The organism is Sphingomonas sp., assembly GCF_019635515.1.
GTDB lineage: Bacteria > Pseudomonadota > Alphaproteobacteria > Sphingomonadales > Sphingomonadaceae > Sphingomonas.
In genome coordinates, this window is the sequence record NZ_JAHBZI010000001.1 from 2,405,884 (window position 1) to 2,432,733 (window position 26,850).

The window sequence follows — 26,850 nt, forward strand, 5'->3', positions numbered from 1 at the left end:
TGTCTATCATATAGGTGTGCTATCGCCCTACGCCGCACGGGTGGCAAGACGGTCCGTATCGGACGGGGGTGATTTTTCTTCCGCCCGCGGCGTGACGGCTTCGATCAACGCCGCGCCCGCGACCGGCTTTTCGACAATTTGCCCGGCACCTGCCGCGAACAACTGAGACTTGGTTTCATCCTCGGGCTTGAGCCAGAGCACGGTGATCGCGGCATCGCCCGCGGCGGCCGCCAGCATCTGGATCGTCGCCATCACCTCGTCCTCGCCGGCCTTGGCGGTGGCTTCGTCGATCAACAGGTGGGTGACACCGCCGTCGCCCAGCATGATCCGCGCCTCTTCGGGGCTGGCGGCGAAACGCAGCGTCGCGACGCGCGGCTCGAACAGGGTCTTGAGCATCGAGCGCGCGATCGGATTTCGGTCGAGGATCAGCATCGAATTGCCGGTGGCCGCGCCCGGGCCTTCGACGGCTGCGGGCGCCTCGGCGGGGACCAGCGGCAGATCGACGATGAAGCGCGATCCCTGCCCTTCATTGCTCTCGACATGGATGTCACCGCCCAGCGCCTGGGCGAGATTACGGCAGATGGTGAGGCCGAGGCCGGTGCCGCCAAACTTGCGGGTGGTGCTGGTATCGACCTGGCGGAAGCTTTCGAAAATGTCGTCGAACTTGTCGGCGGGGATGCCGATGCCGGTATCGGCGATGACCAGCTTGAGGCGGCGCGCGGCGCCCTCGCCCTCGTCGATCGCGCGGACGGTGACCGCGCCCTTCTCGGTGAACTTGATCGCGTTCGACAGCAGGTTGAAGACGATCTGGCGCAGACGCCCGGCGTCGCTCATGATCCAGCATGGCGCATGGGTCAGTTCGAGGCGGAAGGCGAGGCCCTTGGCCACCGCCTGCTCCTGCCACATCCGCGTGACGTCCTGGAGCATCGCGCGGAGGTCCATCGGCGTCGTCTCGACGGTCAGGTTGCCGGTTTCGATCTTGGCGACATCGAGAATGTCGTCGACCAGCGCGCGCATCGTCACGCCGGCGCTATGGGCGATGCCTATACGGTCGCGCGTCTGCGGATCGAGTTTGGGATCGGAGAGCATGACCTGCGTCATGCCGAGAATGCCGTTGAGCGGGGTGCGGATCTCGTGGCTGGTGGTCGCGAGGAACTCGGTCTTGGCCTTGAGCGCCTTTTCGAGCGCGGCGTTGCTTTCGCCGAGTTCGATATTGGCGGCGGCGACCTTGTTGCGGCTGCGACGCATGGTGAGCAAGCCCCAGGCGAGGGCGGCAATGACGATCAGCGTGGCAAGGCCGATGCTAAGAAACAATGTGCGCTGGAACTGGGCCGTCTTGCGCAACTGTTCGCTGTTTAGCTTTTCGATCTCGAGCTCCTTGCCCTGAAAATCGAACTTCGCGGCGCTCAGCGCGGCGCTGGTAGTGGTAGCCACCTTGGCGGCTTCGTCGTTTAGACGGCGTAGCGCCTCCATATGGGTCAGCGCAGTGCGCAAGTCGCCAATCTCGCGATATATTCGGTAAGCGTAGAGGTGCGCGGTGCGCAGTTCGACGCCCGTATCCTTCAGATCCAGCCCCGCGAAGCATTCGTCGATCAAGCGGCGCGCGCGCGCCAGATCGCCCTGATCGGCGGCAAGACGCGCGGCGGTGGCGAGTAGATGGCGTCGCATCGCCGATGCACCGACCCCCTTGGTCAGCGCGAACCCGCGACTAAGCGTTGCTTGGGCGGCGGTGAACTTGCGCGCTTCGACTTGGTTGCGGGCGAGATTGCCGAGCACCCGCGCCTCGAGCAAAGGATTGTCCATCGATCGGACTAGCGCGAGTCCCGCATTATATTCGGCCTCGGCTTCAGAATAGCGCTCCAACACCATTAGCACGTTGCCGCGATTATTGTGCAGCGAAACCGACAGCGCCGGATCGCCCGAATACGCCCCTGCGGCCCGCTTGAAATATTTTTCGGCACTGTCGTTGTCGTTGGCCGCCGAATAGAGCAGCGCGATATTTTGAAGGGCGATTGCCTGGCTGCGCGGCTCTCCGGCCTTGTTGAAAACCTCGAACGCGTCCTGAAAATTCTTGAGTGCCTGCGCGGCCTTGTCGCTTTGCATGAAATAGGCACCCTGCGACATCAGTAGATCGCCGCGGAGCTTGATAGGCTCGCGCACTGACTGGATCATCCGCAATGCCTCGGCCAGCATCGGTCCGGCCTTGTCCGGCGCGTTACTGCGCAAATGCGCTTCCGCCGCGAGCCAATGCGCGGTGGCGAGCGCCAGCGTGCGCTGGCGCGTATCGCCGATCCGCTGGGCAAGCGCCTCGGCCGCAGCGATTTCGCGCAGCGTTCCGTCCGGATCGGACATCATGCTCTGCTTGGCACGTTTGAACGCTGCTTCGACCGGCGCCGGGAAGGGCGGCTCGGCGGCATGCGCGGGAACGCTCGCGATCACGGCCAGCAGCAAAGCGAATAATAGTCGCGGGATGCGCATCAGGCGCGCTTCCAGAAGCTCTCGGGCCGGAAAAACGATGTCGGTGGTCCGCCGATCGAACCCTTGTGCGCGTCGTCGTCAAGGAACTTGCGGAAGGCATCGAAGCCGATCGGCCGCGAGATGAGATAGCCCTGGACCATGTCGCAGCCCATCACGCTGAGCAGCGCCAGCGCCGACGGGGTTTCGACGCCTTCGGCGGTGACTTCCATATCGAGCGCATGCGCCAGATCGATCGTCGAGCGAACGATCAGCGGATCGCGATTGCTTGATGTCAGCTGGAGCACGAACATCTTGTCGATCTTGAGCTCGCTGGCCGGAAGCTGTTTGAGATAGGCGAGCGAGGACAGCCCGGCGCCATAATCGTCGATCGCGAGTTGAACCCCGATATCGGCGAAGGTCTGGAGATGGCGGATCGCGCTGTCGGGATCGCGGATCACCGCGGTCTCGGTGATCTCGAAGCCAAGCTTCGCGTCGGTCGAGCGAACGATATCGCAGGCTTCGGCGACGAAATTGCCGTCGGCGAGCAGCATGCCCGAGATGTTGAGGAACAGGGTCAGATCATGCCCGGCGGCGGCGAGGCGCTTCTGATCCTCGATCACCTGGCGCAATGTCCACAGGGTCAGCGCGCAAATCTCGCCGGCCTGTTCCGCCACCGAGATGAAATCACCCGGCAGGATCAGGCCGCGGACCGGATGCTGCCAGCGGACCAGCGCTTCGGCGCTGGCGATCTGCTGGCGGCGGACATGAACCTTGGGCTGGTATTGCAGGAACATCTCGCCATTGGCGATCGCGCGGGGCAGTTCGCGCATCAGGGTCAGCTTATCGAAGGCGAGATCGACGCGCGACAGATCGAGCATCACCACCCGGCCCTCGACGCGCGCCTGATCGAGCGCCGATTCGGCGGCTTCGGCGAGACGGACATCGTCATGCTCGCTGGCAGGCGCGGCGGCGACGCCGAACTGGACCTGAATCTGGTGCGCCTCGCCATCAAGATCGACCCGGCGCTGGAACGCCCTGCGCAGCCGGTCGATATCCGACGCGGCGGCCTCAGGCGTGTCCCGTTCGAAAGCGATCTCGACCAGGGCCCGGCCGGCTGGAACGATGCGCACATCGGGGCACAAGGCGGTGATTCGCTCCGCCACGTCGAGAATCAGCGAATCGGCGCGAGCGCGGCCCAGATGACGGCGCAACGAGACGAAATTGCTGATCTCGCAAAGACTCAGGATTCGCCAGAAGCGCTTGTCGGCACCGCGATCGCCACTTGCCCGTTTCCACCCAGAACGTTTGGGAATCCGCATGCCCATCGGTGCATCGACACGGCGTTTGCAGGGCTTGTCCGCCGGTGTCATCACATCGGATTTTTTGCTGATTTCCGTAGGTTGCAGACCGTCCTTCACTGCACGCGAGGCAGTCCTGGCCTTGGGCTTCGAGGGCTCGATGGGCGCCGACATTACCGCATTCTCTAGCCTGTCACCGTTGAAGGAACGGTTAAAAGCGCGCCCCGGAAATGGGCCTATCTGCCCGCAACTCCGCAGAAATCCTGATTGATTCTTGGTTAAACTTTCTTTAACTATCCCACTGCGCATCACTGCGCACCGATGGGAGAATATCAATGTTCGCGTTCAACCTGCTTTTCCGCGACGGTGCGGGCGGCGACGACATTCGTCCGTTCTGAACCGATCGCCACTTCCGGGCCGGCGGTGAAGCGGTTTCCACCGAAACCGCGCTGACCGGCCCGGATAGTTTTCGAGAAAGCGGCCTTCGGGCCGCTTTTTTTATTGCCATGGCTCCCGGCATCGCGGCATGCGCGGCAGCTTTTCCGCGGCGGCTGGCTGCGCTAAGGGCGCGCTTTGACTTATCTCTGAGGAATTCTTCGTTGCGTATTGCGATGATCGGCACCGGCTATGTGGGCCTGGTCTCTGGCGCCTGCTTCTCCGACTTCGGCCATGAGGTGGTCTGCGTCGACAAGGACCAGCGCAAGATCGACCTGCTGCATCAGAATGTGATGCCGATCTACGAGCCCGGGCTCGACACGCTGGTGGCCTCGAACGTCAAGGCCGGCCGCCTTTCCTTCACCACCGATCTCGCCGAAGCCGTAAAGGGCGCGGATGCGATCTTCATCGCGGTCGGCACGCCGAGCCGCCGCGGCGACGGCCATGCCGATCTTTCCTACGTCTATGCCGCCGCCGAGGAGATCGCCGGCGCGCTGACCGGCCCGGCGGTGATCGTCACCAAATCGACCGTGCCGGTGGGCACCGGCGACGAAGTCGAGCGCATCGTCCGCCGCGTCGCGCCGGATAGCGGGGCGATGGTCGTCTCCAATCCCGAATTCCTGCGCGAAGGCGCGGCGATCGACGACTTCAAGCGTCCGGACCGGGTGGTGGTCGGCGCCGAGGACGAAGCCGCGCGCGAGGTGATGCGCGCAATCTATCGCCCGCTGTCGCTCAACCAGAACGCTCCGTTGCTGTTCGTCGGCCGCCGCACCAGCGAGCTGATCAAATACGCCGCCAATGCCTTCCTCGCGGTCAAGATCACCTTCATCAACGAGATCGCCGATCTCTGCGAGCAGGTCGGCGCCGACGTCCAGGAGGTGTCGAAAGGCATCGGCATGGACAACCGCATCGGCGCCAAGTTCCTGCACGCCGGTCCCGGCTATGGCGGCTCGTGCTTCCCCAAGGATACGCTGGCGCTGATGAAGACCGCGGCGGACAACGAAACCCCTCTCCGGATCGTCGAAGCGACCGTGCAGGTCAACGATGCCCGCAAGCGCGCGATGGGCCGTAAGGTCATCAAGGCGATGGGCGGCGACGTCCGGGGCAAGACCGTCGGCATCCTCGGCCTGACCTTCAAGCCCAATACCGACGATATGCGCGACGCCCCGAGCATCTCGGTGATCGCGGCACTGCAGGATGCCGGCGCGACGGTGAAGGCCTATGACCCCGAAGGCGTCGAGCAGGCCAAGCCGCTGCTGCACGACGTCGAATTCGCGGACAGTCCCTATGCCGCGGCGGACGGCGCCGATGCGCTGGTGATCGTCACCGAATGGGACGAATTCCGCGCGCTCGATCTCAAGCGGGTCAAAGGCCTGCTCAAGTCGCCGCTGCTGGTCGATCTGCGCAACATCTATCCGCCGGCCGAGGCCGAAAAGGCCGGGCTAACCCTGGTTGGCGTTGGCAAGCCGCGCGGCTGATACGCCGAGGCGCTCGCCGGCATAGCGGCTGGCGCGGATCGGCTCCCACCAGGCGCGATTGGTGAGATACCAGTCAACGGTGTGGATCAGCCCGGTGGTGAAATCATGAGCGGGCCGCCAGCCGAGCTCGCGCTCGATCTTCGACGGATCGATCGCGTAGCGGCGGTCGTGGCCCGGCCGATCGGCGACGAAGCGGATCAGGTCGCGGCGCGGCCTTCCGCCCAGCAAGCCCAGCCGGATGTCGATCAGATCGCAGATCGCTTCGACGACGAGCAGGTTCGAGCGTTCCGCGCGCCCGCCGATAAGGTAGGTCTCGCCAGGCGTGCCACCATCGATCACCCGCGCCAGCGCCTCGGCATGGTCCTCGACATGGAGCCAGTCGCGGACATTGGCGCCGCTGCCATAGACCGGCAGCGGTTCGCCATGGATGGCGCCCAGGATGGTCAGCGGGATCAGCTTCTCGGGGAAGTGATAGGGCCCGTAATTGTTCGAGCAGTTCGAGAGCACCACCGGCAGGCCATAGGTCTCGTGCCAGGCGCGGACGAAGTGATCCGATGCCGCCTTCGACGCCGAATAGGGTGAGGATGGCGCGTAAGCGGTGTCTTCGGTGAAGACACCGCTGTCCAGAGGCAGATCGCCGAACACTTCGTCGGTCGAAACGTGATGGAAGCGGAAGCCGGCGCGGGCCGGGTCGGGCAGCGCGCGCCAATGATCGAGCGCGGCGTCGAGCAGGCGGACGGTGCCGACGACATTGGTCTCCACGAACGCCGCGGGGCTGTCGATCGAACGATCGACATGGGTTTCGGCGGCGAGGTGCATGATGCCGTCCACGCTCTCTTCGCGGAGCAGCGCCGCGACGGTGGCGATGTCGCCGATATCGGCATGGACGAAGCGGAAGTTGGGGGCATGCAGGACGCTGTCGAGCGTCGAGAGATTGCCGGCATAAGTGAGGCTGTCTAGGCAGATGACGCGGCGGCCCTGCCCCACCAGCAGCCGGCACACCGCGGAGCCGATAAAGCCCGCGCCCCCGGTCACCAGCACGGTGCGCATCACGCCGCGGCCTCGACGCAGCGGCGCAGGTAGCGCGCATAATCGGTCTTGCCGAACAGCTCGGCGCGCGCGAGCAGGCTGGCCGCGTCGAGATAGCCGAGATCGAAGGCGATCTCCTCGGGGCAGGCGACCTTGAAGCCCTGGCGGTGCTCGATGGTGCGAACGAACGAGCTGGCGTCGAACAGGCTGTCATGCGTGCCGGTGTCGAGCCAGGCATAGCCACGGCCCATCCGCTCGACGGTGAGGCTGCCGCGGTTCAGATAGGCGGCGATGACGTCGGTGATCTCAAGCTCGCCCCGCGCCGAGGGCACGAGGCCGCGGGCGATATTGCATACGTCGGCATCGAAGAAATACAGGCCGGTAACCGCCCAGTTTGATAGCGGCTGCGCGGGCTTTTCGACGATGCTGGTCGCCTGACCGGTGACGGCGTCGAAGCTGACCACGCCATAGCGCTCGGGATCGTCGACCTGATAGGCGAACACGGTCGATTGCCCGCCGGCGGCGGCACGCGCGGCGGCGCGTCCCTTCTCGCCCAGCCCTTCGCCGTGGAAGATATTGTCGCCAAGGATCAAAGCGGCGGGACCGCCGTCCAGGAATTGCTCGCCGATCAGGAATGCCTGCGCCAGCCCCTCGGGCTCAGGCTGCACGGCATAGTCGAGGTTGATCCCGAATGCCGCCCCGGTGCCGAGCAGCGCCTGGAACGCGGGCATGTCGCGCTCGGTGGAAATGATCAGGATGTCGCGGATGCCGGCGAGCATCAGCACCGACAGCGGATAATAGATCATCGGCTTGTCGAACACCGGTAGCAATTGCTTCGAGATCGACAGCGTCGCGGGATAGAGGCGCGTGCCCGATCCGCCGGCGAGGATGATCCCCTTCACGCCTGAGGGCGAAACCACTGGCACTTTCTTCCCTCCCGGCAGGCGCAAGAGCGCGCGTGCCGGCATCTTTGCCCGGCAATGGTTCAGAAAGGCTTTACCGTCACCGCCAAGCCATACCCTTGGCCTATAGGCCGCACTGTGCTCGGGCATGGCGCAGCCGGTGCCGCTCGCGCTAGAGAGAACGGCGATGGCATATTTCCTTGGGATCGACGCGGGCGGCAGCCATTGCCGCGGCAGGCTGGCCGACGAAAGCGGCCGCATTCTCGGCGAAGCTGAGGGCGGGCCGGCAAACACAAGGGTCGGCGTCGACCTCGTCCATGCCCGGATCAGCGAAGTCGCCGGCGCGGCGGCTGCCGAAGCGGGTCTCGACGAAGCGGCGACGGCGACGATCCGGGCCGGCATGGGCATCGCCGGCATCGGCCGCACCGGCGTGCGCGAGGCGCTGGCCGAACTGCCCTTCCCCTTTGCCACCACCGAATATGCGACCGACGCGGCGATCGCCAATCTCGGCGCGCATCTCGGGCATGACGGCGCGACCCTGATCATCGGCACCGGCAGCGTGGCGATGGTCAGCGCCGGCGGGCGCAGCTTCACGATCGGCGGCTATGGCTTCCCGATCTCCGACGAAGGCAGCGGCGCGGCGTTGGGGCTCAGCGCGGTGCGCCATGCCCTGCGCGCGCTCGACGGGCGAACCGAGCCGACCGCGCTCAGCCGCGCGATCACCGCCGATTTCGCGCACGATACGGCGCAGGTCGTCGCGTGGATGGATGCGGCCTCGCCTGCCGAATACGCCGCCTTCGCGCCCTTGGTGATGGACTATGCCGAGAATGGCGACACCATCGCCCGCTCGATCGTCGAGGACGCGGCGTCGCATATCGAGCGCTTCATCGAGACGATCTTCGCGCGCGGTGCCGAGCGCTGCGCGCTCGCCGGCGGACTTTCGCGCCGGATCCGGCCCTGGCTGCGCGCACGGACCAGCGAACAATTGATCGCGCCGCAAGCTGATCCGCTCGACGGCGCCCTGCTGCTCGCCGGGCTGCCGGCATCCGCAGTGCCGACGAGGCGCTGATGACGACCGAGACCATCGACCCGCGCTATGTCGATATCGACATGTGGCCGACCGAAGCGGCGGTCGAGGCGATCCTCGCGTCGCAGATCGAAGCGGTCGAGGCGCTGAAAAGCCAGGCGGGAGCGCTGGCGGCGGCGACTGACGCCGCGGCCGAGCGGCTGCGCGGCGGCGGGCGGATCGCCTATGCGGGTGCGGGGACGTCGGGGCGGATCGGCGTGCAGGACGGCGTCGAGCTGACGCCGACCTTCGGCTGGCCCGAGGCGCGATTGGTGTTCCTGATGGCGGGCGGCGCGGCGGCGCTGATGAAAACGCAGGAAGGCGCCGAGGATGATCGCGACGCCGCCCGCGCCGATGTCGAAGCGGCGGAGATCGGCGCCGGCGATGTCCTGATCGGGATCGCCGCCAGCGGGCGGACTCCCTATGTGCTGGCGGCGATCGAGGCGGCGCGGGATGCGGGCGCGCTGACGATCGGCGTCTCCAACAATGCCGGGGCACCCCTGCTTGCGTTGGCCGATCACGGCATCCTCGCCGACACCGGCAGCGAGGTCATCGCCGGATCGACGCGGATGAAGGCCGGCACCGCGCAGAAGGTCGCGCTCAACACGCTCTCGACCGCGATCATGCTCCGGCTCGGGCTCGTCCATCGCGGGCTGATGGTCAACATGCAGGTCTCGAACGCCAAGTTGCTGAGCCGTGGTCAGGCGATGGTGCGCGATCTCGCCGGGGTCGATCCGGCGGCGGCGGCGGCGGCACTGGCGGCGGCGGAAAACGACATCAAGCTGGCCGTCCTGCTCGCCAAAGGGCTGGACGCGCCGGCAGCCAGGGCATTGCTGGCGCGCAGCGGGAATAATCTGCGCCGGGCGCTCGATGACGCCTGAGAGCACCCTGATGTTTGCCGAGGCCGCCGAAGCCGGCGCGGCGGTGGCGCGGCAAGGGCCGGTCGCCGATCTGGCCGCGCAATTGCGCGCCGATCCGCCGCGGATCGTGGTGACGCTGGGGCGCGGCAGCTCCGACAATGCCGCGACCGTCGCGCGCTATCTGATCGAGACGCACCTCCGTCTGCTGACCAGCTCGGTCTCGCCCTCGGCAGCCTCGGTCTACGATGCCGCGCCCGATTATTCCGGCGCGCTGATGCTGGCGATTTCGCAATCGGGGAAGAGCCCCGATCTGCTCGCGGCGGCGGAAGCGGCACAGGCGGGCGGCGCGCGGCTGGCGGCGCTGGTCAATGTCGAAGATTCGCCATTGGCGGCGATGGCGGATCATGTGCTGCCGCTCTGTGCCGGACCGGAGCGCAGCGTCGCCGCGACAAAATCGTTCGTGACCAGCGTCGCGATGTGCCTGCGGCTGATCGCGGCATGGAGCGACGATGCGGAGCTGCAAACGGCGTTGGCCGCATTGCCCGAGATGCTCGACCGCGCTTGGGCGCTGGACTGGTCCGCCGCGTTGCCCGCGCTCACCGAGGCCCGGAACCTCTACGTCATCGCGCGGGGGCCTGCGCTGGGCATCGCCCAGGAGATCGCGCTCAAGATCAAGGAGACCTGCGGCTTCCATGCCGAGGCGTTCAGCGCCGCCGAGGTGCGCCACGGGCCGATGGCGCTGGTCGGCGAGGGCTTTCCGGTGCTGCTGCTCGGCCAGGACGACGAGGCGCGGGCCAGCGTCGCCGAACTGGCGGCGGAGTTCGCCGGCCGCGGCGCGACCGTGCTGCACGCCGGGATCGGCGCGGCGCCGGGCATCCGCCTGCCGTCGCTCGGCGCGCATCCGGTGGTCCAGCCGCTATTGCTGGTCGAGAGCTTCTACCGCCTCGCCAACGCGCTGGCGGTGGCGCGCGGGCGCGATCCCGACCATCCGCCGCACCTGCGCAAGGTCACCGAGACGCTATGAGCCCCGTCGCGCTCACCAATGGCCGGGTGCTGACGCCCACCGGCTTCAGCGAGGATTGCGTGGTGATCGAGGGCGACCGGATCGCCGCGACCCTGCCCGCCCCGCCTGCCGATGCGAAGGTGGTCGATCTTGGCGGCAAGATGCTGCTTCCGGGCTTCATCGACACCCAGGTCAATGGCGGCGGCGGGCGGCTGTTCAACGACGATCCAAGCGTGGAAACGCTGCGGGTGATCGCCGAAACGCACCGCCGCTATGGCACCACCGGCATGCTCCCCACGCTGATCAGCGACGATCTCGATGTCGTCGCGGCGGCAATCGCTGCGGTGGACGCGGCGATCGAAGCACAAGTGCCGGGCATCCTCGGCATCCACATCGAGGGACCGTTCCTCAGCCCCAAGCGCAAGGGCATCCATCCGGAGGGCAAGCTCCAGCCGCTGCGCGACGACTATCTCGCGCTGCTGACCTCGCTCAAGCGCGGCAAGACGCTGGTGACGCTCGCCCCCGAACGAGCGACGCCCGACCAGATCAGGCAACTGGTGGCCGCGGGCGTGATCGTCTCGGCCGGGCATTCGGACGCGCCCTACGAGACCGTCCGCGCCGCGATCGATGCCGGCCTCACCGGCTTCACCCATATCTACAACGCCATGTCGCAATTGACCGGGCGCGCGCCAGGGATGGTCGGCGCCGCATTGGAGAGCGGCGACACCTTCGCCGGGATCATCGCCGACGGCCATCACCTCCACCCCGCATCCTTGCGCATCGCGCTCGCCGCCAAGGGGCCGGAGCGGCTGATGCTGGTCACCGATGCGATGCCGAGCGTCGGCAGCGATGCGCCCGGCTTCGAGCTGCAGGGCCGCACGATCCACCGCGAGGGTGATAGGCTGGTTGGCGAGGACGGCACGCTCGCCGGATCGACGCTGACCATGGCCGGCGCGGTGCGCGGGATGATCGATCAGGGCCGCGTATCGCTGGAGACGGCGGTGGCGATGGCATCGGCCACGCCCGCGGCGTTCCTCAGCCTCGCGACCCATGGCGGGATCGCGGTGGGCCAGTCCGCCAATCTCCTCCTCGCCGACGGCAATTTGAATATCGAGGCAAGCTGGATCGCCGGTATCCGCGCCTAAACATTTACTAGATCGCCGCCCCGTGCGACGCTTCCTAGATAGCCGCCATGCTGCAAGGCCAAACCCCCTCCCTCTTGCGCCTGACGCATCTCCAGCGGTTGGAAGCCGAGAGCATCCATATCCTGCGCGAAGTCGTCGCCGAGGCTGAGCGCCCGGTGATGCTCTATTCGATCGGCAAGGATTCGGCGGTGATGCTGCATCTGGCGCGCAAGGCGTTCTACCCCGCCCCGCCGCCCTTCCCGCTGCTCCATGTCGATACGACCTGGAAATTCCGGGCGATGTACGATCTGCGCGACAAGGCCGCCGCCGCCGCCGGCATGGAACTGCTCGTCCACAAGAATCCAGAGGCCGAGGCTCAGGGCATCAATCCGTTCGATCATGGCGGGCTGCACACCGATATGTGGAAGACCGAGGGCCTCAAACAGGCGCTCGATCTCCACGGTTTCGATGCGGCGTTCGGTGGCGCGCGGCGCGACGAGGAGAAGTCGCGGGCCAAGGAGCGCGTGTTCAGCTTCCGCACCGCCTCGCATCGCTGGGATCCCAAGAACCAGCGGCCCGAGCTGTGGCGGCTCTACAATGCGCGGAAAGCCAAGGGCGAGAGCATGCGGGTGTTCCCGATCTCGAACTGGACCGAGCTCGACATCTGGCAATACATCCTCGCCGAGGGGATCGAGATCGTCCCGCTCTATTTCGCGGCGCCGCGCCCGACGGTGCAGCGTGACGGGCTGCTGCTTATGGTCGATGATGATCGCTTCCGGCTGCGCACGAACGAAGTGCCGGTCGAGCGATCGGTGCGCTTTCGCACGCTCGGCTGCTATCCGCTGACCGGGGCGGTGGAGAGCGAGGCGGACACGCTCGAAGCAGTGATCCGTGAGATGCTGTTGACCACGACATCGGAACGGCAGGGCCGCGCCATCGATCACGATCAGGCGGCGTCGATGGAAAAGAAGAAGCAGGAGGGGTATTTTTGACCCGCCACGTCATGCGCAGCGTGACGCAGGGTCAACCCCGGCGCAGGCCGGGGCTTCGTGCCACAAGCGCGCTCACACAATCGCACGAGATCCCGGCTTCCGCCGGGATGACGGATATCATCATGGCTTTCTGCTACCGCCTTCAAAACAACCGCTTCAAATGTAGGATTTCATCTGGTCTACCCTCACCGATGGGGCAGCGATTCAGATCCTCGAAGGGCGCAAATGTGTCGCGTCATCGTCGCGCCCCTGTCGCGTACCTGTCGCGCGCCCGTCGCGCGGGTATCGCGCGGGTGTCGCGCGGGTGTCGCATAGCTGCCGCGTCATTGTCGTGTCCGTGCCGCGCCCCCAGCGGGCCGGCACGAGGCACCTCGAAAACACTAAACTTCCTCAACATTCGCGATCACCACGTCTTCGCGAAACCGGGCGCACGCGCATGACCAGCTACCGCCCCGACGCGCTGATCGCGTCCGACATTTCCGCCTATCTCGCGCTCCATCAGAGCAAGTCGCTGCTGCGCTTCATCACCTGCGGCTCGGTCGATGACGGCAAGTCGACGCTGATCGGGCGGCTGCTCTACGATTCGAAGCAAATCTTCGAGGATCAGCTTTCGGCGCTGGAGAGCGACAGCAAGCGCGTCGGCACGCAGGGGCAGGAGATCGATTTCGCCCTCCTGGTCGATGGCCTCGCCGCCGAGCGCGAGCAGGGCATCACCATCGACGTCGCCTATCGCTTCTTCGCCACCGAGAAGCGCAAGTTCATCGTCGCCGATACGCCGGGGCACGAACAATATACCCGCAACATGGTCACCGGCGCCTCGACCGCCGATCTCGCGGTGATCCTGATCGACGCGCGCAAAGGCGTGCTGACCCAGACCAAGCGGCATTCGTACCTCGCGCATCTGCTCGGCATCCGCCACATCGTGCTGGCGGTGAACAAGATGGACCTGGTCGGATACGATTCCGCGGTGTTCGAGCAGATCGTCGCCGACTATCGCGCCTTTGCCGACAGCATCGGCATTGCCGATTTCACCCCGATCCCGCTTTCGGGGTTCAAGGGCGACAACATTACCGCGCTTAGCGAAAACACGCCGTGGTTCACCGGGCCGGCGCTGATCGATCATCTCGAGAGCGTCGAGCTCGATGTGGACAAGGATCGAGCCAAGCCGTTCCGGTTGCCGGTGCAATGGGTCAACCGGCCCAATCTCGACTTTCGCGGCTTCGCCGGGCTGATCGCCAGCGGCAGTGTTCGTCCCGGCGATCGGGTGCGGATCCTGCCATCGGGCCGCACCACCAGTGTAGCGCGCATCGTCGGGATGGGTGGCGACCGGCAGGAAGCGGTCGCCGGCGAGAGCGTGACGATCACGCTGGCCGACGAAGTGGATTGCTCGCGCGGCGACGTCATCGCCGCCGCCGACGCCCCGCCGCAAGCCGCCGACCAGTTCCAGGCGACCATCGTCTGGATGGACCAGACCGAGCTACTCCCCGGGCGCGGCTACTGGCTCAAGCTCGGCACCCAGACCGTCACCGCCACCATCCAGCCGCCCAAGCATCTGGTGTGCATCAACACCATGGCGGAATTGTCCGCCAAGACACTGCAACTCAATGATATTGGCGTGGCCGAGGTCTATACCGACCGGGCGATCGTGTTCGAGCCCTATATGGATTCGCACGACCTTGGCGGCTTCATCCTGATCGACAAGGCGACCAACGCCACCGTGGCGGCGGGCATGCTCAATTTCGCGCTGCGCCGCGCCCAGAACGTCCATTGGCAGGCCGTCGAGATCAACCGCGAGGCGCATGCCTCGCAAAAAGGCCAGCAACCGCGGCTGCTGTGGTTCACCGGCCTCTCCGGCTCGGGCAAGTCGACCATCGCCAATCTCGTCGAGAAGCGCCTCCATGCGCTGGGCAAGCACAGCTTCCTGCTCGACGGCGACAATATCCGCCACGGACTCAACAAGGATCTCGGCTTCACCGATCAGGACCGCGTCGAGAATATTCGCCGGGTCGCGGAGGTCGCCAAGCTGATGACCGATGCCGGGCTGATCGTGCTCACCGCCTTCATCTCGCCGTTCCGCGCCGAGCGCGAGTTGGCGCGCGCGATGATGCCCGAGGGTGAGTTTTTCGAGATCTTCATCGATACGCCGCTGGAAACCGCAGAGGCGCGCGACGTGAAGGGACTCTACAAAAAGGCACGCGCCGGCGAGATCGCTCATTTCACCGGCATCACCTCGCCCTTTGAAGCGCCGCTTGCTCCCGAAATCCGCGTCGACACCACCCGGGAGACGCCAGAGGAAGCAGCCGAGCGGATCGTCGAGACGATCATGGGCACGTGGAGTCCGGTGATTTGAGCGCCGACTTCCTCTCGGATGCCGAACTCGCCCGAGCGATCGCCGACGAGGCCGGCGCGCTGCTGCTGCGCATCCAGGAGGAAGGCGCTGACGGCGCGCGCGGCGATCGCGAGGCCAATGCGCTGATTCTCGCCTGGCTGGAAACCGCCCGGCCCGACGACGCGATCCTGTCCGAAGAATCCGCCGACGATCCGATCCGGCTCGAACGCCGCCGGGTCTGGATCGTCGATCCGCTCGACGGCACCCGCGAATTCTCCGAGAACCGGCCCGATTGGGCGGTGCATGTCGCGCTGGCGGTGGACGGCGTCGCGACGACGGGCGCGGTGGCCGTGCCGCGGCTTGGTTGCACCCTGGTCAGCGATCCCGCGCCGGTCCTTCCCGGTGGCCGGGTGCCGCCACGGATGCTGGTCAGCCGCACCCGGCCGAGTGCGCTGTGCGCCGATGTCGGCGCGCGGATCGGCGCCGAGCATATCGCGATGGGCTCGGCCGGCGCAAAGGCGATGGCGGTGGTGCGCGGCGAGGCCGAGATCTACCTTCATACCGGCGGCCAGCATCAATGGGACAATTGCGCGCCGGTCGCGGTCGCGCTCGCCGCCGGGCTGCATTGCTCGCGGATCGACGGCTCGCCGCTTATCTACAACCAGCCCGCCACCAGCATTCCCGACCTGCTGATCTGCCGCCCCGAATGGTCACAAATCGTCTTAGAGTCGGTCGCTAACTGTGGCTGAATGATTCCCCACGACTCGCGGATTCACCGCGAGTCGCGCGTAGACGCGTGAATCCGAACATGGTAAATGACCTGTTTGGGAGGGCCTTATTTCGGGCATCGACATCTGGTTTTTGCTGGCGGTCGGATTCAGCTTCACGGGCTATGCGGTCTATCTGCTTGGCCTGCGCCAGCAGCTCGTCCAGCCCAATCGCGCATCATGGCTGATCTGGAGCGCCGCGACCGGGCTCGAAGCCTTGACCTATGCCGCGGTCAATCCCGGCGCGCCGCAGGGCTGGGTGTTCGCGATCTCCGCCGTCGCCTGTATCGTCGTCACGCTCGGCATCTGGAGCCGCTCGTCCTGGGCGCCGCCCTCGCCCACCGAAACCTTCTGTATCGCCGCCAGCATGACCGCGCTCGTGCTGTGGCTGGTGTTCCGCGAAGCATTCTGGGCGCACATGCTGGTCGTCCTCGCCGTGCCGGTCAGCTTCTGGCCGACATGGCAGAGCGTCTGGACGGACCGCGCCCGGGAGCGTTCGCCGGCCTGGGGCCTGTGGACCTTCGGCGATCTCGCGACCTTGTTCGTGGCGGTGCGCGGCGTCGAGCTCGGCGTGGCCGAACTCGGCTATGTCGTCGTCGAGCTCCTCTGCCACGCCAGCGTCTGGTTCCTGATCGGGCTGGCGACGATCAACCCGCTGCGCTCGTTCGGCGCGCGGCGCGGGGCGCTGCGGTTCTTCGATCGCTATCGCCCTTCGAATAATCTCTTCACTGTCGGCGAGAACCATCTGGGCAAGGCCGTGTTTGCCGCCGTCCCGTTCGCCGAGGGCGATATGCTGATCGAGTTCACCGGCCGGCGCTTTCATGCCGACAAGGTGCCCAGCCTGATGCGCGGCGGCGGCGATCGCTTCGTCCAGGTGACGCCCGATCACTATATGGGCCCAAGCGGCCGGATCGATGATTTGGTCAATCACAGCTGCGCGCCCAATGCCGGGCTGCGCTTCACCGATGAGGGCATCTTTCTTGTCGCGGTGCGCGCGATCCAGCCGGGCGAAGAGATCAGCTGGGACTATTCGACGACGCTCAAGGAATCGAACTGGCACATGATCTGCCAGTGCCGCGCGCCGGAATGCCGCCGCGTGATTGCCAATTTCGACGCGCTCGATCCCGACCGCCAGGAATATTTCCGCTCGCGTAATCTGGTCGCGCCCTATCTGCGGCGGAAGGACGATGTCGTGATCAGAAGGCGGGCGAGCTAGCCGCCGAAAGCATCAGGCAGCTTCGGCCCTGCTGCTGTCGAGCTTCGCCTGCCCCAGCGTCAGGATCGCCCGCGCGCCCGTTCCCTTGCCGTCGCTGCGCAGTTCCAGAGATCCTTCCATCGCCAGCATCGAATTGGCGCACCAGTGCAGGCCGAGCCCGCCCGATTTGTGCGCGCGGGTCGAGAAGCCGCGCTGGAACAGGGTCGGCGCATTGGCGGGATCGAAGCCTTCGCCATCGTCACGGATCGAGATTTCGACGCGATCATCCTTCTCGGCGATCGATACCGAGATGCTTCCACTGGTGCGGCCCGTCGCGGCGATCGCTTCGGCGGCGTTGGAGAAGAGATTGCCGACCACCTGGCTGAGGATCACCCGGCTCGCCATCACCCAGTGCGGCTTGCCCGGAAAGCTGAACGCGATCGAGATATCGCCCGAATAGCGGGCGATGGTGGCGTTCTGCGCGACGATATCGGTGATGTCGCAGGCGTCGAGCGGCGGACGCTCATGCGCCGCCTGCTGCTGGCTACCGATGATTTCGAGAACGTGGTGAAGCGCCTCTCGACCGATCTGGAACTGCTGCTTGCGGTCGGCGCGTTCCTCTTCGAACGCCTGATTGGCGGCGGCGACGAAAGCGACGAGCTTCTGGCGCCGCGCCGCCGGTACCTCTTCCTTGGCAAGCTCGGACAGAGCGCGATCGACGATATTGCGGTCGATCGCCGCTTCGCGGGCGACGCCCTGGCTCAGCACGGTGCTGATCGGGTTGAGCGCGTTGCGGACATTGTGCATCACTGCGACCGCGCTTTCGCTGCGGCCGAGCGCAAAGCTCTGCGTCTCGAGCTGCTCGCGCAAATCCTTGAGCTGGGCGAGCATCGAATTGAAGCTGGTGACGAGGCTGCCGATCTCGTCATTGCTGCGCTCGTCGGTGAGCAGGCTGAGATTGCCCGACTGGCGGACGAGACCCATGTGACGCTCGACGCGGTTGAGCGGCTTGAGGACGAGACGCGCGATGAGCCGGCGCAGCACCCACAAGGCGACGGCCAGGACCACCGACGACCCGATCACGGCGATGATCAGCATCTGCAGACCCAGAGCGGACATTTCGCGCGGCACCGAATAAGCGGCGGTGGCAATGGCTTTGCCGTCCGCGCCCGGGATCGGCACGGTGATTTCGACACGCGTCCGCGTGGCGGTCTTGGTGACCTGGTTCGTTGGATTGGCGAGGGCGAGGCTCGCTTTCAGCTGGAGCAGATTGCTGAGCTGCGCCGAATTGATCGCGCGCGCCATGAGCACATAACCGCGTGGCTCTCCGCTCCCGTCGCTGCGGCGGACCTGCGCGACGCCAACCGCGGCGAGGGTTTCGCCGAGTTCGAGATAGAAGCCGGCGGAGCTGTTGCCGTTCAGCGCCTGTTTCACGTCCAGACGCCCGATCGCCCGCACCAGCTTTTCGCGCATCGCCGGAACGTCGGTTTCCTTGTCGATGTAGCGGGCGATGACGATTTTGCCGTCATTGCCGACATAGGCCATGCCGTTCACATCGAGATTGACCATCGCCAGTGTCGAGAAGCTCTCCTCCTCGAACGCCTTGGTGGGCGCGGCCATATAGTCGTAACTCGAATTCCAGTCGCCATAGTCGCGGACGGCGTTCTCAACCTTGGCGGTGAGATCGTGAATCACGGCCTCGGTGCGCGCGACATGCGCATCGACCGCGTTATTCTCGAGCTTGCTGAAGCCCGGCGTGATGACGGTGGCGAGAAACAATGCGAGCGCGACGGCGCCGAGCAAGCCGACGCCGGTCAATATCCATACAAGCTTGGCGCCGAGCGAGGCCGGCGCGCGCAGGCGCACACCCCGTTCGTTCAGGCTGCGGAGCATCAGCCGTTGGTCCCGTTGCCCGGTTCCTGCTCGTCGAGGTCCTGCGTGGAGGTATCGACCATCGATCCGCGCTGGGCGAGTGCCAGCGCATCCTCGGCGGGCATTGGCCGGGCGAGATAATAGCCTTGCAAATGGCTGCAGCCGGCGACGCGGAGCGCCTGAAGCTGCGCCTCGGTCTCGACGCCTTCGGCAACGACCTCCATGCCCAGCGCGCGGCCGAGATGGATGATCGAATGGACGATCGCGGCGCTCTCGCGCTCCTTGCCCATGCCATCGACGAAGCTGCGGTCGATCTTGAGGCAATCGAGCGCGAAACGGCGGATATTGTAGAGGCTCGAATAGCCGGTGCCGAAATCGTCCAGCGCGATGCGGAAGCCCATCTGGCGCAGCTTGAACAGGGTCTCGGCGGCGCGCTCGACATTGTCGAAGATCGCGGTTTCTGTGATCTCGATCTGGAAACGCTGCGGATCGACGCCGGCATTGGTGACGCGCTCGACGACATGGCCGACGAAATTGTGGCGGCGGAACTGGCGTGGCGAGAAGTTCACCGAGACATATTGCCCCGGCCAGGTCTTGAGCGTGCGGACCGCCTCGTCGATCACCCAGTCGCCCAGTTCGTGGATGAGGTTCGATTCCTCGGCGATGGGGATGAACAGGCCGGGCGAGACCATGCCGTATTCGGGGCTACACCAGCGGATCAGCGCTTCGAAACCGGTGATCGCCAAGCCCTCGCGCGCGACGATCGGCTGGAAGACCAGCTTCAATTCGCCCTTCTGGATCGCGCCCGACAGGCCGTTCTCGATCTGGCGGCGGAACTGGATCGATTCGTCCATGCTGTCGTCGAACAGGCGGACGATACCGCGACCCTGGCGCTTGGCTTCATTGAGCGCGAGATCGGCGCGGCGCATCACATCGATGGGGTCGCCAGTCGAGCCAGGCTCGACCACGACCAGACCGATCGAAGCACCGCCCTGCACCGAATGGCCCATGACCTTGAAGCTGGCCGAACAGGATTTGAGCGCGCGTTCGGACTGCATCACGGCATCGTCTTCGCCGCTGATCGGGAACAGGATCGCGAACTCGTCGCCGCCCAGCCGCGCGACCATGCCCTCCTCGCCGAACTGATCCTGAAGGATCTCGCAGACAATGCGGATCAGCTCGTCGCCGACGAGATGACCGAGCGTATCGTTGACCAGCTTGAAGCGGTCGAGATCGATCATCGCCATCGCGAACAACTGGTCGCTCTTCACCGCCATGCCCAAGGCACGCAGGAAAGCGAGACGATTGGGCGCGTCGGTCAGCGAATCGTGATTGGCGATATGAACGGCGCGCGATTCATTGGCGGCCAGCTCAAGCTTCTGCTCCTCGAGCAAGGTGATCGCGCCCTTGAGCTGGGCATCTGCTTCCCAGCGGTGCGACAGCGCAGTCGCGGTCTGGATCACCTCTTCGGCCTGGAACGGCTTGGCGATGTAGAAGATCTTGTCGGCGGGGCCGGCGGCGCGGCTGATGTCGAGCGGCGAGAAATCGGAATAGCCGGTGACGATCACGAGATTGATGTCGGGATCGAGCGCGCGGATGCGCTTGGCGGTTTCCTTGCCGTCGATGCCCGGAGGCATGCGAACGTCGATGAAGGCCACCGAGAAGCGCTCGCCGGTCTCGATCGAATCCTGCACCGCGGCGACCGCGTCGAGGCCCTGCATATGATAGTCGCAGTCGAAATCGGCGGGCGCGTCGGGCATGGCCGATGCGGTTGCATTGTCATCGTCGCCGAACAGTTCGGCGGCCATGGCGCCCAGCGCGGCATCGCCGGCGCCGGCGCGGTTCCCGCCGAAGACCTGGCGGTACGACTGATGCATCGCCGGTTCGTCGTCCACGATCAGAATGCGCACGGTGCCGAAATCCCCCTTTAGACTATCCGAAACGGGGTAAGCGGATAGCGTTAAGGAGGCGTAAAACGCCGCGGCTTTGCGAGCGGAGCACGGCCGCCAACCGGTTAAGCCGCGGGTCCGCATTTTCCCGGAATATCGCCGCCGCAATTGTCCGGGTAGAGACATGCTTGCGCAAGCCCACTTTCCCGAAGGCTTCGCCTGTAAGACAGTTCCATGCGCCCCTCTTCTCGCCCGAAGAGCGCGCATTCGGGAGCAAGCCGAAGCCGCTCGACGATCCCTCTGGCGGCTTCGGCTTGCACTCCCCTCCCCGCCGCACGCGATCCCCGTTGATTCCCCGGACGTTACCGGTAGTGATGACGAGGATGCCCTTTCCAGCGCACCCCGTTCCATGACCGAACAGGAAGCCGGACACGCGCCGCTTCCGGTGGGGGAAGACGAGTTCCGCCTGATCGCGGACAGCGCGCCCGTCGCGGTGTGGGTGACCCGGCTCGATCGCCAGCGTAGTTTCGTCAACCGCGCCTATGTCGAGTTTTTCGGCGGATCCTATGAAGACGCGCTGACCTTCGATTGGCGCGCGATCATTCACCCCGACGATATCGCGCGCCTGCTGCAGGCATCTGTGGATGGCGAGGCCAGCCTCAAGACCTTCTCGCTCGAGGGACGCTTTCGTCGTGCCGACGGCGCTTGGCGCTGGCTGCAATCGACCTCGCAGCCGCGCTGGAACGCGGCGGGGGAGCATATCGGCTTCATCGGCGTCGCCCATGACGTGACCGAGGCCAAGGAAGCCGAGCTGGCGTTGCGCGAGCGCGAGGCGCAGCTATCGGCATTCATCAGCCAGACCACGGCCGGCTTCGCGCAGGTCGATCTCGACGGCACCTTTACCCTCGTCAACGACCGCTTCTGCGAGATCGCCGGGTGGAGCCGTGAGCAGCTTTTGCGGCGGACCATGCAGTCGATCACGCATCCCGACGATCTTGGCCGCAACGTGCCGATGTTCGAACGCGCGGTGCGCGAGGGCGTGCCCTATACGCATGAGAAACGCTATATCCGCGAGGATGGCGGGATCGTCTGGGTCAACAATTCGGTCGCGGTGATCCGCCGCCCGGAAGGCAAGCCGTTCGGCGTGCTTGCGGTGACGCTCGACGTGACTCAGCGCCGCGAATCGGAAAATGCCTTGCGCAGGAGCGAGGAAAGCCTGCGGCTCGCCACCGAGAGCGCGGGCATGGCGAGTTGGGAGCTCGACCTCGAAACGATGGAAGGAAAATGGTCCGCCAACCGTTTCGACCTGCTCGGATTGGTGCGGCGCGACGACCTGCGCGGGACTGTCGAGGACTGGCTCGACCGTATCGTCGTCGAGGACCGCGAGATGGCGCGCGAGGCGGCGTATCGCTGTTTCGAGCAAGGCGAACCCTATACGATCGAATACCGCATCCGCCGCGCCGATACCGGCGAGGAGCGCGCGCTGCAAAGCCATGGCAGCCGTATCGATTATGACGATGGCCGGCCGAGCCGATTCGTCGGCGTTTCGTTCGACATTACCGAGCGGCAGCGCGCCGAGGAGGAATTGCGCGATAGCGAAGCCCGGTTCCGAACCATTTTCGAACAGGCCAACGACTATTTGATCACGCTCACGCTCGATCAGCGCATCGCCTCGGTGAATCCGGCGGTGGTGAGCGCGCTCGGCTACACCGAGGCCGAAGTGCTGGGCCGCCCGGTCAGCGACTTCATGGATCCCGATCAGTTCGCGATCAGCCTGGGCGCGCTCCAGCAGAAGCTGATCAGGGGCGGATCGACGCGGCTGACGATCAAGGTGCGCGCCAAGGATCGGCGCGAGCTGGTATGGGAAATCAATTCGCGGCTGACCACCGATGCCGAGGGCAATCCCACCGGCATCCACGCCATCGCCCGCGACATGACCGAGGCCAAGCGCGCCGAGACGCACTTGCGCCTGCTGATTGACGAGCTCAACCACCGTGTGAAGAACACGCTGGCGATCGTTCAGGGCATCGCCCAGCAGAGCCTGAAGGGCGACCGTGACGCAGCGACCTCGCGGCGCGCGTTTGAGGGGCGGCTGGCGGCGCTTTCCGAGGCGCATAATTTGCTGACCCGCGAGCATTGGGGCCTGGTGTCGATGACCCAGATCATCAGCGACGCGGTGCGCCCGCACGGCGGATCGGCACGTTTCACGCTGGACGGGCCTGATCTGGTGATCATGCCCAAGACCGCGATCAGCCTGGCGCTCGCGATCCACGAACTGGCGACCAACGCGGTCAAGCACGGCGCATTGTCCGAGCCGCAAGGCAAGGTCACCATCCGCTGGGCCCGAATGCGTGGTGAAGGCGCGCCGCGGCTGTCGCTGGTGTGGGAGGAAAGCGGCGGCCCCGCGGTGCAGCCGCCCGAGCGGCGTGGTTTCGGCACGCGGATGATCGAGCGCGGGCTGGCCGCCGAACTGGCCGGCAGCGTGACGATCGACTTCCGCCCGCAAGGAGTGGTCTGCACCGTCGATGCGCCGCTGCCCGAGGGTGCCGAATGACCGTCCTGACCGGCCTGCGCGTGCTGGTCGTCGAGGACGAGCCAGTGGTGGCGATGTACCTTGAGGACATTCTGGACGAGCTCGGCTGCATCACCATCGGCCCCGCCAACCGGCTCTCCGAGGGGCTGGCGCTCGCCGAGGGGCCGCTCGATGCCGCCATCCTCGATATCAATCTGGCAGGCGAGCGCAGCAACGCGATCGCCGAATTGCTGCGCGCGCGGGGCGTGCCGTTCGCCTTCGCCAGCGGCTATGGCAATGCGCCGGAGGGCTTCGGCGCGCCAATGATCGAAAAGCCGTACCGGACCGCCGATATCGGCCGGGCGCTCAACACCTTATTGGGGGAATGACATGATCCTTTCGCTCGCATTGCTGGCCGCCGTACCGGACGCCTTCCCTGCTCCCAAGACGCCAACCGGCGTGCTTCGCATCTCGTGCCGCCAGGGCGAGTGCGGCTGGCAGCAGATCAAGAGCATCGAACGCGTGCGCGGCGGCAATGGCGAAGTGCTGCGCAAGCTGACGAGCCGCTCGGGTAATTCGGTGCACGGCGCGTTCGGCGATCCGCCCCGGCGCTACACGCCGCGCCTGCGTGTCAAATGGGACACGGCGCCGCGGGTCGAATATGTGCTGTGCTCGAAGCGCCGGCCGACGGTGATCTTCCCGAGCGACGGCGAGTTCGTCGTCCACCGGCTCGGCCTCACTAATCTTGGCGGATATGAATACGCGTCGGCCACGCTCTACATGCAGGTCTGCCACAATGTCGCGCCCGACCGCTGGAGCGAGAAACAGGCGGCCAGGATGGGCTATAGCAGGCAAGCCGGGCGGCAGGACGAATACAAGACACTCGCCGCGGCCCTCGCAACGCTGCGCTAGATCAAATCCTGCAGGTTTGAGCCGCTCCCCGGCCATCGCCGGGGAGCGGCTTCAATCTTGCCATAGACTGAGCCGCCCGCGCCTCAGAATTCCTTCGAGATCTGGATTCTGAGCGTGCCGGCCTTCTCGCCGCTGCCGCCGCGCACCCCGGCTTCGATGTCGAAGCTCCAAAGGTTCGGGAAGGCGAAGCGGGCGCCCGCACCCAGTTGCAGCTGATCGCGGGACCAGCCCTGGGTGGTGAAGCTGAACAACGACGCACCCGGAATGTCGGCATAGTCGAGGAACTGCGCATCGGCATCGGCGAACTCATGGTTCCACTCGGCGCGAAGCCGCGGCGTGATCGTCGCGAAACCCGTCTTGCCGGTGAATTCGATCCGTGCCCCCAATGTGCCGGTGAGCGAGCCGATGTCGCGCTGGTCGAAACGCAGATTGTAGCGGCCCGCGCCCGTCTCCGTATAGGCATCCAGCCGGGCCTTCAGGAACTCGCCACGGCCATAGACCGACCAGCGCAGGCTCTCGCCCTGCCGATCGAGCCCGGCGGCGATCGCACCCACGGTATAATGGCCATCGCGGCTGCCCAGCGCGTTGACGTTGAGCGTGGCCACCGCCCGGCGGGTGCCGAAGCTGAGGTCACCGAAGCCAACCATGCCATCGACGAACGCCGAGTTGCCCGGCGAGAAGCTGGCATAGGCCGCGAACAGGCTGCTCGTGCTGCGCACCCGCGCCGCCGATCCGCCGATATGCGTAACGTCGTTGCCATAGCCGCCACCGATACCCGCCACCAGGCTATCGGCGAGCTTGATATCCACGCCCGCGCTGAGGCCCGAGGTCGTCGCGGTGATCTTGGAGCGCGCCGTGGTCGCATCGCGGGTGCCGATGTCGATCGCGCCGCCGCTCCAGATCGCCAGCGATCCCTTCTGACGCTCGCCGCTGCCGGCATCGTCATTGTCCGCGCTCAGCACCGGCCGGTCCGGTCCGGCCACGGCGCCGCTGCGCGCCTTGCCGGTCGCCAGGCCGCTGTAGCCGCTCACCGCCGACATCGTGCCGAGCATGTCCGCGCGATTGCCGCGGCTGTCGCGCATATTTGCCACCCGGCCCAGCATCGGATCCTCCGCCGATGGACGCATCCGCTCGGTGATCTCCAGCGCCGAGGCGTCGAATGCCGGGGTCTGGCGGACCAGGCCATGGCTGTCGCGCGACGTCAGCGTGACGCCCATCGCGTTCGAGCCTCCGCCGCCATTATGCAACTGCTCGGTGCGGCGCATGAAGTTGGCGACCTGCCCGCGGGCGAAGCGGCGCGCTGTCTCCGCCTGCGCATCGCTGATGGCGCGAACATTGGGATCGGCGGTCGGATCCGGACGCGCGGTGACAGTTACCGTCACCGTCGCCGGTGCCGAAGCCCCATAGGCGTTGCTCAACGTGTAGCCGACCGTGACATTGCCCGAGAAGCGCGCATTCGGCGTCACCTCGAGGCGGAAGCTCCGCGTCGCCCCGGTTCCGCTATCGACGATCCGGGTGGTCGCCGAATTGGCCGGGGTGACGCTGACGACCGCGGCACCGGTGAACGGCCCTTCGGTCGCGCCCGTGGTCAGTTCCACCGATACCGTCTGGCCGTCGCCGGTCGCCGCCGTCTTGGTCTGGGCGACCGGAGGCGAACCGACCACATTGATCGAGATCGCCGACGCTGCGGACCTGCCGCCAGGGCCGGACGCGTAGAAGGTGAAGGTGTCGATACCGACGAAACCGGTTGCCGGGCGATAGGTCGCGATGGTGCGGCCGACAGCCTGCGCATGCTGCTCGCCGGTGGCGGCCTGCCCGCCGGTGACACGCAGCGTCACCGTGCCGTGCGCCGGCGGCGTTTCGATCGCGATCGAGTCATATTCCCCGGTGACCAAAGCCGAGAGGTCGATATCGACGCTGGTATTGGCGTTGACCGCGGACGCGCCGGCAACGCTGCCGGTGCCCGGTGCGCTGACCGGCGCGGGCGGCGCCGCGACTGTCAGGCTGACCGTGGCGGCATTCGAGGTGCCGCCGGGGCCGGTCGCGGTATAGGTGAAGCTGTCGGCCCCATAGTATCCCGCGGTCGGCTTATAGGTGATCATATCGCCGGCAATGTTCACCGTACCGTGCACCGGCGTCGTACCGATCGCGATGCTGGTGTGGACGCCCGTGATCGAGCTTGAGAGGTCGATCGCGGTGCCCGGGCTGTTGTACGCCACCGTCGCGCTCTTGTCCGCCGCCACGGGAGCCGCCGGCGTGGCGACCATCAGGCTCACCGTCGCCGCGTTCGACGTGCCACCGGGGCCCGTCGCGGTATAGGTGAAGCCGTCCGCGCCATAGTAACCGGCCGTCGGGACGTAGGTCACGACATCGCCCGCGATGCTGGTCGTGCCGTGCGCAGGCGCGGTGCCGATCTGGATCAGGCTGTGCAGGCCGGTGATCGAAGCCGACAGGTCGATCGTGGTGCCAGCGCTGTTATACGCCACCGCCACGCCGCTCTTGTCCGCAACGGTCGGTGCCGGAGGGGTGGCGATCATCAGCGAGACCGTGGCCGCTGATGAGGTGCCGCCCGGGCCGGTGGCGGTGTAAGTGAAGCTGTCCGCACCGTAATAGCCCGTGGCCGGGACATAGGTGACCACATCGCCCACCATACTGACCGTGCCATGGTCTGGCGCCGTGCCGATCGCGATGCTGGTGTGGACGCCGGTGATCGAGCTTGAGAGGTCGATC

The 26,850-nt window shown here is 66.0% G+C and carries 19 protein-coding genes; 12 read left to right on the forward strand and 7 right to left on the reverse strand.

Features of this window, described 5'->3' with window-relative positions:
• Positions 1 to 27: 27 nt before the first annotated feature.
• Both KF730_RS12085 and KF730_RS12090 read right to left on the reverse strand, forming a co-directional pair.
• On the reverse strand, positions 28 to 2,478 hold the full coding sequence (locus KF730_RS12085) for an ATP-binding protein (protein ID WP_294095560.1): 2,451 nt from the start codon (positions 2,476 to 2,478) through the stop codon (positions 28 to 30).
• Complete coding sequence (locus tag KF730_RS12090) at positions 2,478 to 3,929, reverse strand: bifunctional diguanylate cyclase/phosphodiesterase (protein ID WP_294095563.1); 1,452 nt, start codon at positions 3,927 to 3,929, stop codon at positions 2,478 to 2,480. Before KF730_RS12090 ends, KF730_RS12085 begins: the two co-directional genes overlap by 1 nt.
• A 425-nt stretch (positions 3,930 to 4,354) precedes the next feature.
• On the opposite strand from KF730_RS12090, the gene KF730_RS12095 reads away from it, so the two are divergent.
• Complete coding sequence (locus tag KF730_RS12095) at positions 4,355 to 5,668, forward strand: UDP-glucose/GDP-mannose dehydrogenase family protein (protein WP_294095567.1); 1,314 nt, start codon at positions 4,355 to 4,357, stop codon at positions 5,666 to 5,668.
• On the opposite strand, the gene rfbB is transcribed toward KF730_RS12095, so the two are convergent.
• Both rfbB and rfbA read right to left on the reverse strand, forming a co-directional pair.
• Positions 5,633 to 6,718, reverse strand: a complete 1,086-nt coding sequence (gene rfbB / locus KF730_RS12100; RefSeq protein ID WP_294095570.1) for a dTDP-glucose 4,6-dehydratase — start codon at positions 6,716 to 6,718, stop codon at positions 5,633 to 5,635. The two genes, KF730_RS12095 and rfbB, sit on opposite strands and share 36 nt — an antisense overlap.
• A complete protein-coding gene (gene rfbA, locus KF730_RS12105) occupies positions 6,718 to 7,599 on the reverse strand; it encodes a glucose-1-phosphate thymidylyltransferase RfbA (protein WP_294095940.1) in 882 nt (293 codons plus the stop codon). The genes rfbB and rfbA overlap by 1 nt, the downstream gene beginning before the upstream one ends.
• Positions 7,600 to 7,786: 187 nt before the next feature.
• Here rfbA and KF730_RS12110 point away from each other — a divergent pair, with 187 nt between their 5' ends.
• The 8 genes from KF730_RS12110 (at position 7,787) to KF730_RS12145 (ending at position 16,956) form a co-directional block, all read left to right on the forward strand.
• Positions 7,787 to 8,668, forward strand: coding sequence for a BadF/BadG/BcrA/BcrD ATPase family protein (locus KF730_RS12110; RefSeq protein WP_294095572.1), 882 nt, complete (start codon positions 7,787 to 7,789; stop codon positions 8,666 to 8,668).
• A complete protein-coding gene (locus KF730_RS12115; protein WP_294095574.1) occupies positions 8,668 to 9,546 on the forward strand; it encodes an N-acetylmuramic acid 6-phosphate etherase in 879 nt (292 codons plus the stop codon). Before KF730_RS12110 ends, KF730_RS12115 begins: the two co-directional genes overlap by 1 nt.
• A complete protein-coding gene (locus KF730_RS12120) occupies positions 9,536 to 10,549 on the forward strand; it encodes an SIS domain-containing protein (RefSeq protein WP_294095576.1) in 1,014 nt (337 codons plus the stop codon). The genes KF730_RS12115 and KF730_RS12120 overlap by 11 nt, the downstream gene beginning before the upstream one ends.
• Entirely contained in the window at positions 10,546 to 11,673 is a 1,128-nt protein-coding gene (nagA, locus tag KF730_RS12125) for an N-acetylglucosamine-6-phosphate deacetylase (RefSeq protein ID WP_294095579.1), read from the forward strand. The genes KF730_RS12120 and nagA overlap by 4 nt, the downstream gene beginning before the upstream one ends.
• A 47-nt stretch (positions 11,674 to 11,720) precedes the next feature.
• The gene (gene cysD / locus KF730_RS12130; protein ID WP_294095582.1) at positions 11,721 to 12,644 is read left to right on the forward strand and encodes a sulfate adenylyltransferase subunit CysD; all 924 of its coding nucleotides are present in this window, start codon (positions 11,721 to 11,723) and stop codon (positions 12,642 to 12,644) included.
• Between the two features lie 436 nt (positions 12,645 to 13,080).
• A complete protein-coding gene (gene cysN, locus KF730_RS12135; RefSeq protein ID WP_294095588.1) occupies positions 13,081 to 14,994 on the forward strand; it encodes a sulfate adenylyltransferase subunit CysN in 1,914 nt (637 codons plus the stop codon).
• On the forward strand, positions 14,991 to 15,722 hold the full coding sequence (locus KF730_RS12140) for a 3'(2'),5'-bisphosphate nucleotidase CysQ (protein ID WP_294095591.1): 732 nt from the start codon (positions 14,991 to 14,993) through the stop codon (positions 15,720 to 15,722). Before cysN ends, KF730_RS12140 begins: the two co-directional genes overlap by 4 nt.
• Positions 15,723 to 15,834: 112 nt before the next feature.
• A complete protein-coding gene (locus tag KF730_RS12145) occupies positions 15,835 to 16,956 on the forward strand; it encodes an SET domain-containing protein-lysine N-methyltransferase (RefSeq protein ID WP_294095595.1) in 1,122 nt (373 codons plus the stop codon).
• A 12-nt stretch (positions 16,957 to 16,968) separates the two neighbouring features.
• Here KF730_RS12145 and KF730_RS12150 read toward each other — a convergent pair whose 3' ends face one another.
• Together KF730_RS12150 and KF730_RS12155 are read right to left on the reverse strand one after the other, a co-directional pair.
• Complete coding sequence (locus KF730_RS12150) at positions 16,969 to 18,828, reverse strand: CHASE4 domain-containing protein (RefSeq protein WP_294095598.1); 1,860 nt, start codon at positions 18,826 to 18,828, stop codon at positions 16,969 to 16,971.
• Positions 18,828 to 20,717, reverse strand: coding sequence for an EAL domain-containing protein (locus KF730_RS12155; protein WP_294095600.1), 1,890 nt, complete (start codon positions 20,715 to 20,717; stop codon positions 18,828 to 18,830). Before KF730_RS12155 ends, KF730_RS12150 begins: the two co-directional genes overlap by 1 nt.
• A 388-nt stretch (positions 20,718 to 21,105) precedes the next feature.
• Between KF730_RS12155 and KF730_RS12160 the strand changes: the two genes are divergently transcribed.
• Genes KF730_RS12160 through KF730_RS12170 form a run of 3 tightly spaced genes read left to right on the forward strand, consistent with a single transcriptional unit; the run spans position 21,106 to position 24,120 of the window.
• On the forward strand, positions 21,106 to 23,250 hold the full coding sequence (locus KF730_RS12160; protein ID WP_294095602.1) for a PAS domain S-box protein: 2,145 nt from the start codon (positions 21,106 to 21,108) through the stop codon (positions 23,248 to 23,250).
• Entirely contained in the window at positions 23,247 to 23,597 is a 351-nt protein-coding gene (locus KF730_RS12165; RefSeq protein ID WP_294095604.1) for a response regulator, read from the forward strand. The genes KF730_RS12160 and KF730_RS12165 overlap by 4 nt, the downstream gene beginning before the upstream one ends.
• Before the next feature lies 1 nt (position 23,598).
• Entirely contained in the window at positions 23,599 to 24,120 is a 522-nt protein-coding gene (locus KF730_RS12170; protein WP_294095606.1) for a hypothetical protein, read from the forward strand.
• Between the two features lie 83 nt (positions 24,121 to 24,203).
• Here the strand turns inward: KF730_RS12170 and KF730_RS12175 are convergent.
• On the reverse strand, positions 24,204 to 26,850 hold a 2,647-nt coding region (locus tag KF730_RS12175; RefSeq protein WP_294095609.1), incomplete at its 5' end, for an Ig-like domain-containing protein.

What these genes read in the sequence shown, in the direction of transcription:
- KF730_RS12120 (WP_294095576.1), top strand. Translation starts at nt 9,536, where the DNA reads ATGACGCCTGAGAGCACCCTGATGTTTGCCGAGGCCGCCGAAGCCGGC.
- cysN (WP_294095588.1), top strand. Translation starts at nt 13,081, where the DNA reads ATGACCAGCTACCGCCCCGACGCGCTGATCGCGTCCGACATTTCCGCC.
- KF730_RS12150 (WP_294095598.1), bottom strand. Translation starts at nt 18,828, where the DNA reads ATGCTCCGCAGCCTGAACGAACGGGGTGTGCGCCTGCGCGCGCCGGCC.
- KF730_RS12085 (WP_294095560.1), bottom strand. Translation starts at nt 2,478, where the DNA reads ATGCGCATCCCGCGACTATTATTCGCTTTGCTGCTGGCCGTGATCGCG.
- cysD (WP_294095582.1), top strand. Translation starts at nt 11,721, where the DNA reads ATGCTGCAAGGCCAAACCCCCTCCCTCTTGCGCCTGACGCATCTCCAG.
- KF730_RS12090 (WP_294095563.1), bottom strand. Translation starts at nt 3,929, where the DNA reads ATGTCGGCGCCCATCGAGCCCTCGAAGCCCAAGGCCAGGACTGCCTCG.
- KF730_RS12170 (WP_294095606.1), top strand. Translation starts at nt 23,599, where the DNA reads ATGATCCTTTCGCTCGCATTGCTGGCCGCCGTACCGGACGCCTTCCCT.
- nagA (WP_294095579.1), top strand. Translation starts at nt 10,546, where the DNA reads ATGAGCCCCGTCGCGCTCACCAATGGCCGGGTGCTGACGCCCACCGGC.
- KF730_RS12160 (WP_294095602.1), top strand. Translation starts at nt 21,106, where the DNA reads ATGACCGAACAGGAAGCCGGACACGCGCCGCTTCCGGTGGGGGAAGAC.
- KF730_RS12165 (WP_294095604.1), top strand. Translation starts at nt 23,247, where the DNA reads ATGACCGTCCTGACCGGCCTGCGCGTGCTGGTCGTCGAGGACGAGCCA.
- rfbB (WP_294095570.1), bottom strand. Translation starts at nt 6,718, where the DNA reads ATGCGCACCGTGCTGGTGACCGGGGGCGCGGGCTTTATCGGCTCCGCG.
- KF730_RS12115 (WP_294095574.1), top strand. Translation starts at nt 8,668, where the DNA reads ATGACGACCGAGACCATCGACCCGCGCTATGTCGATATCGACATGTGG.
- KF730_RS12110 (WP_294095572.1), top strand. Translation starts at nt 7,787, where the DNA reads ATGGCATATTTCCTTGGGATCGACGCGGGCGGCAGCCATTGCCGCGGC.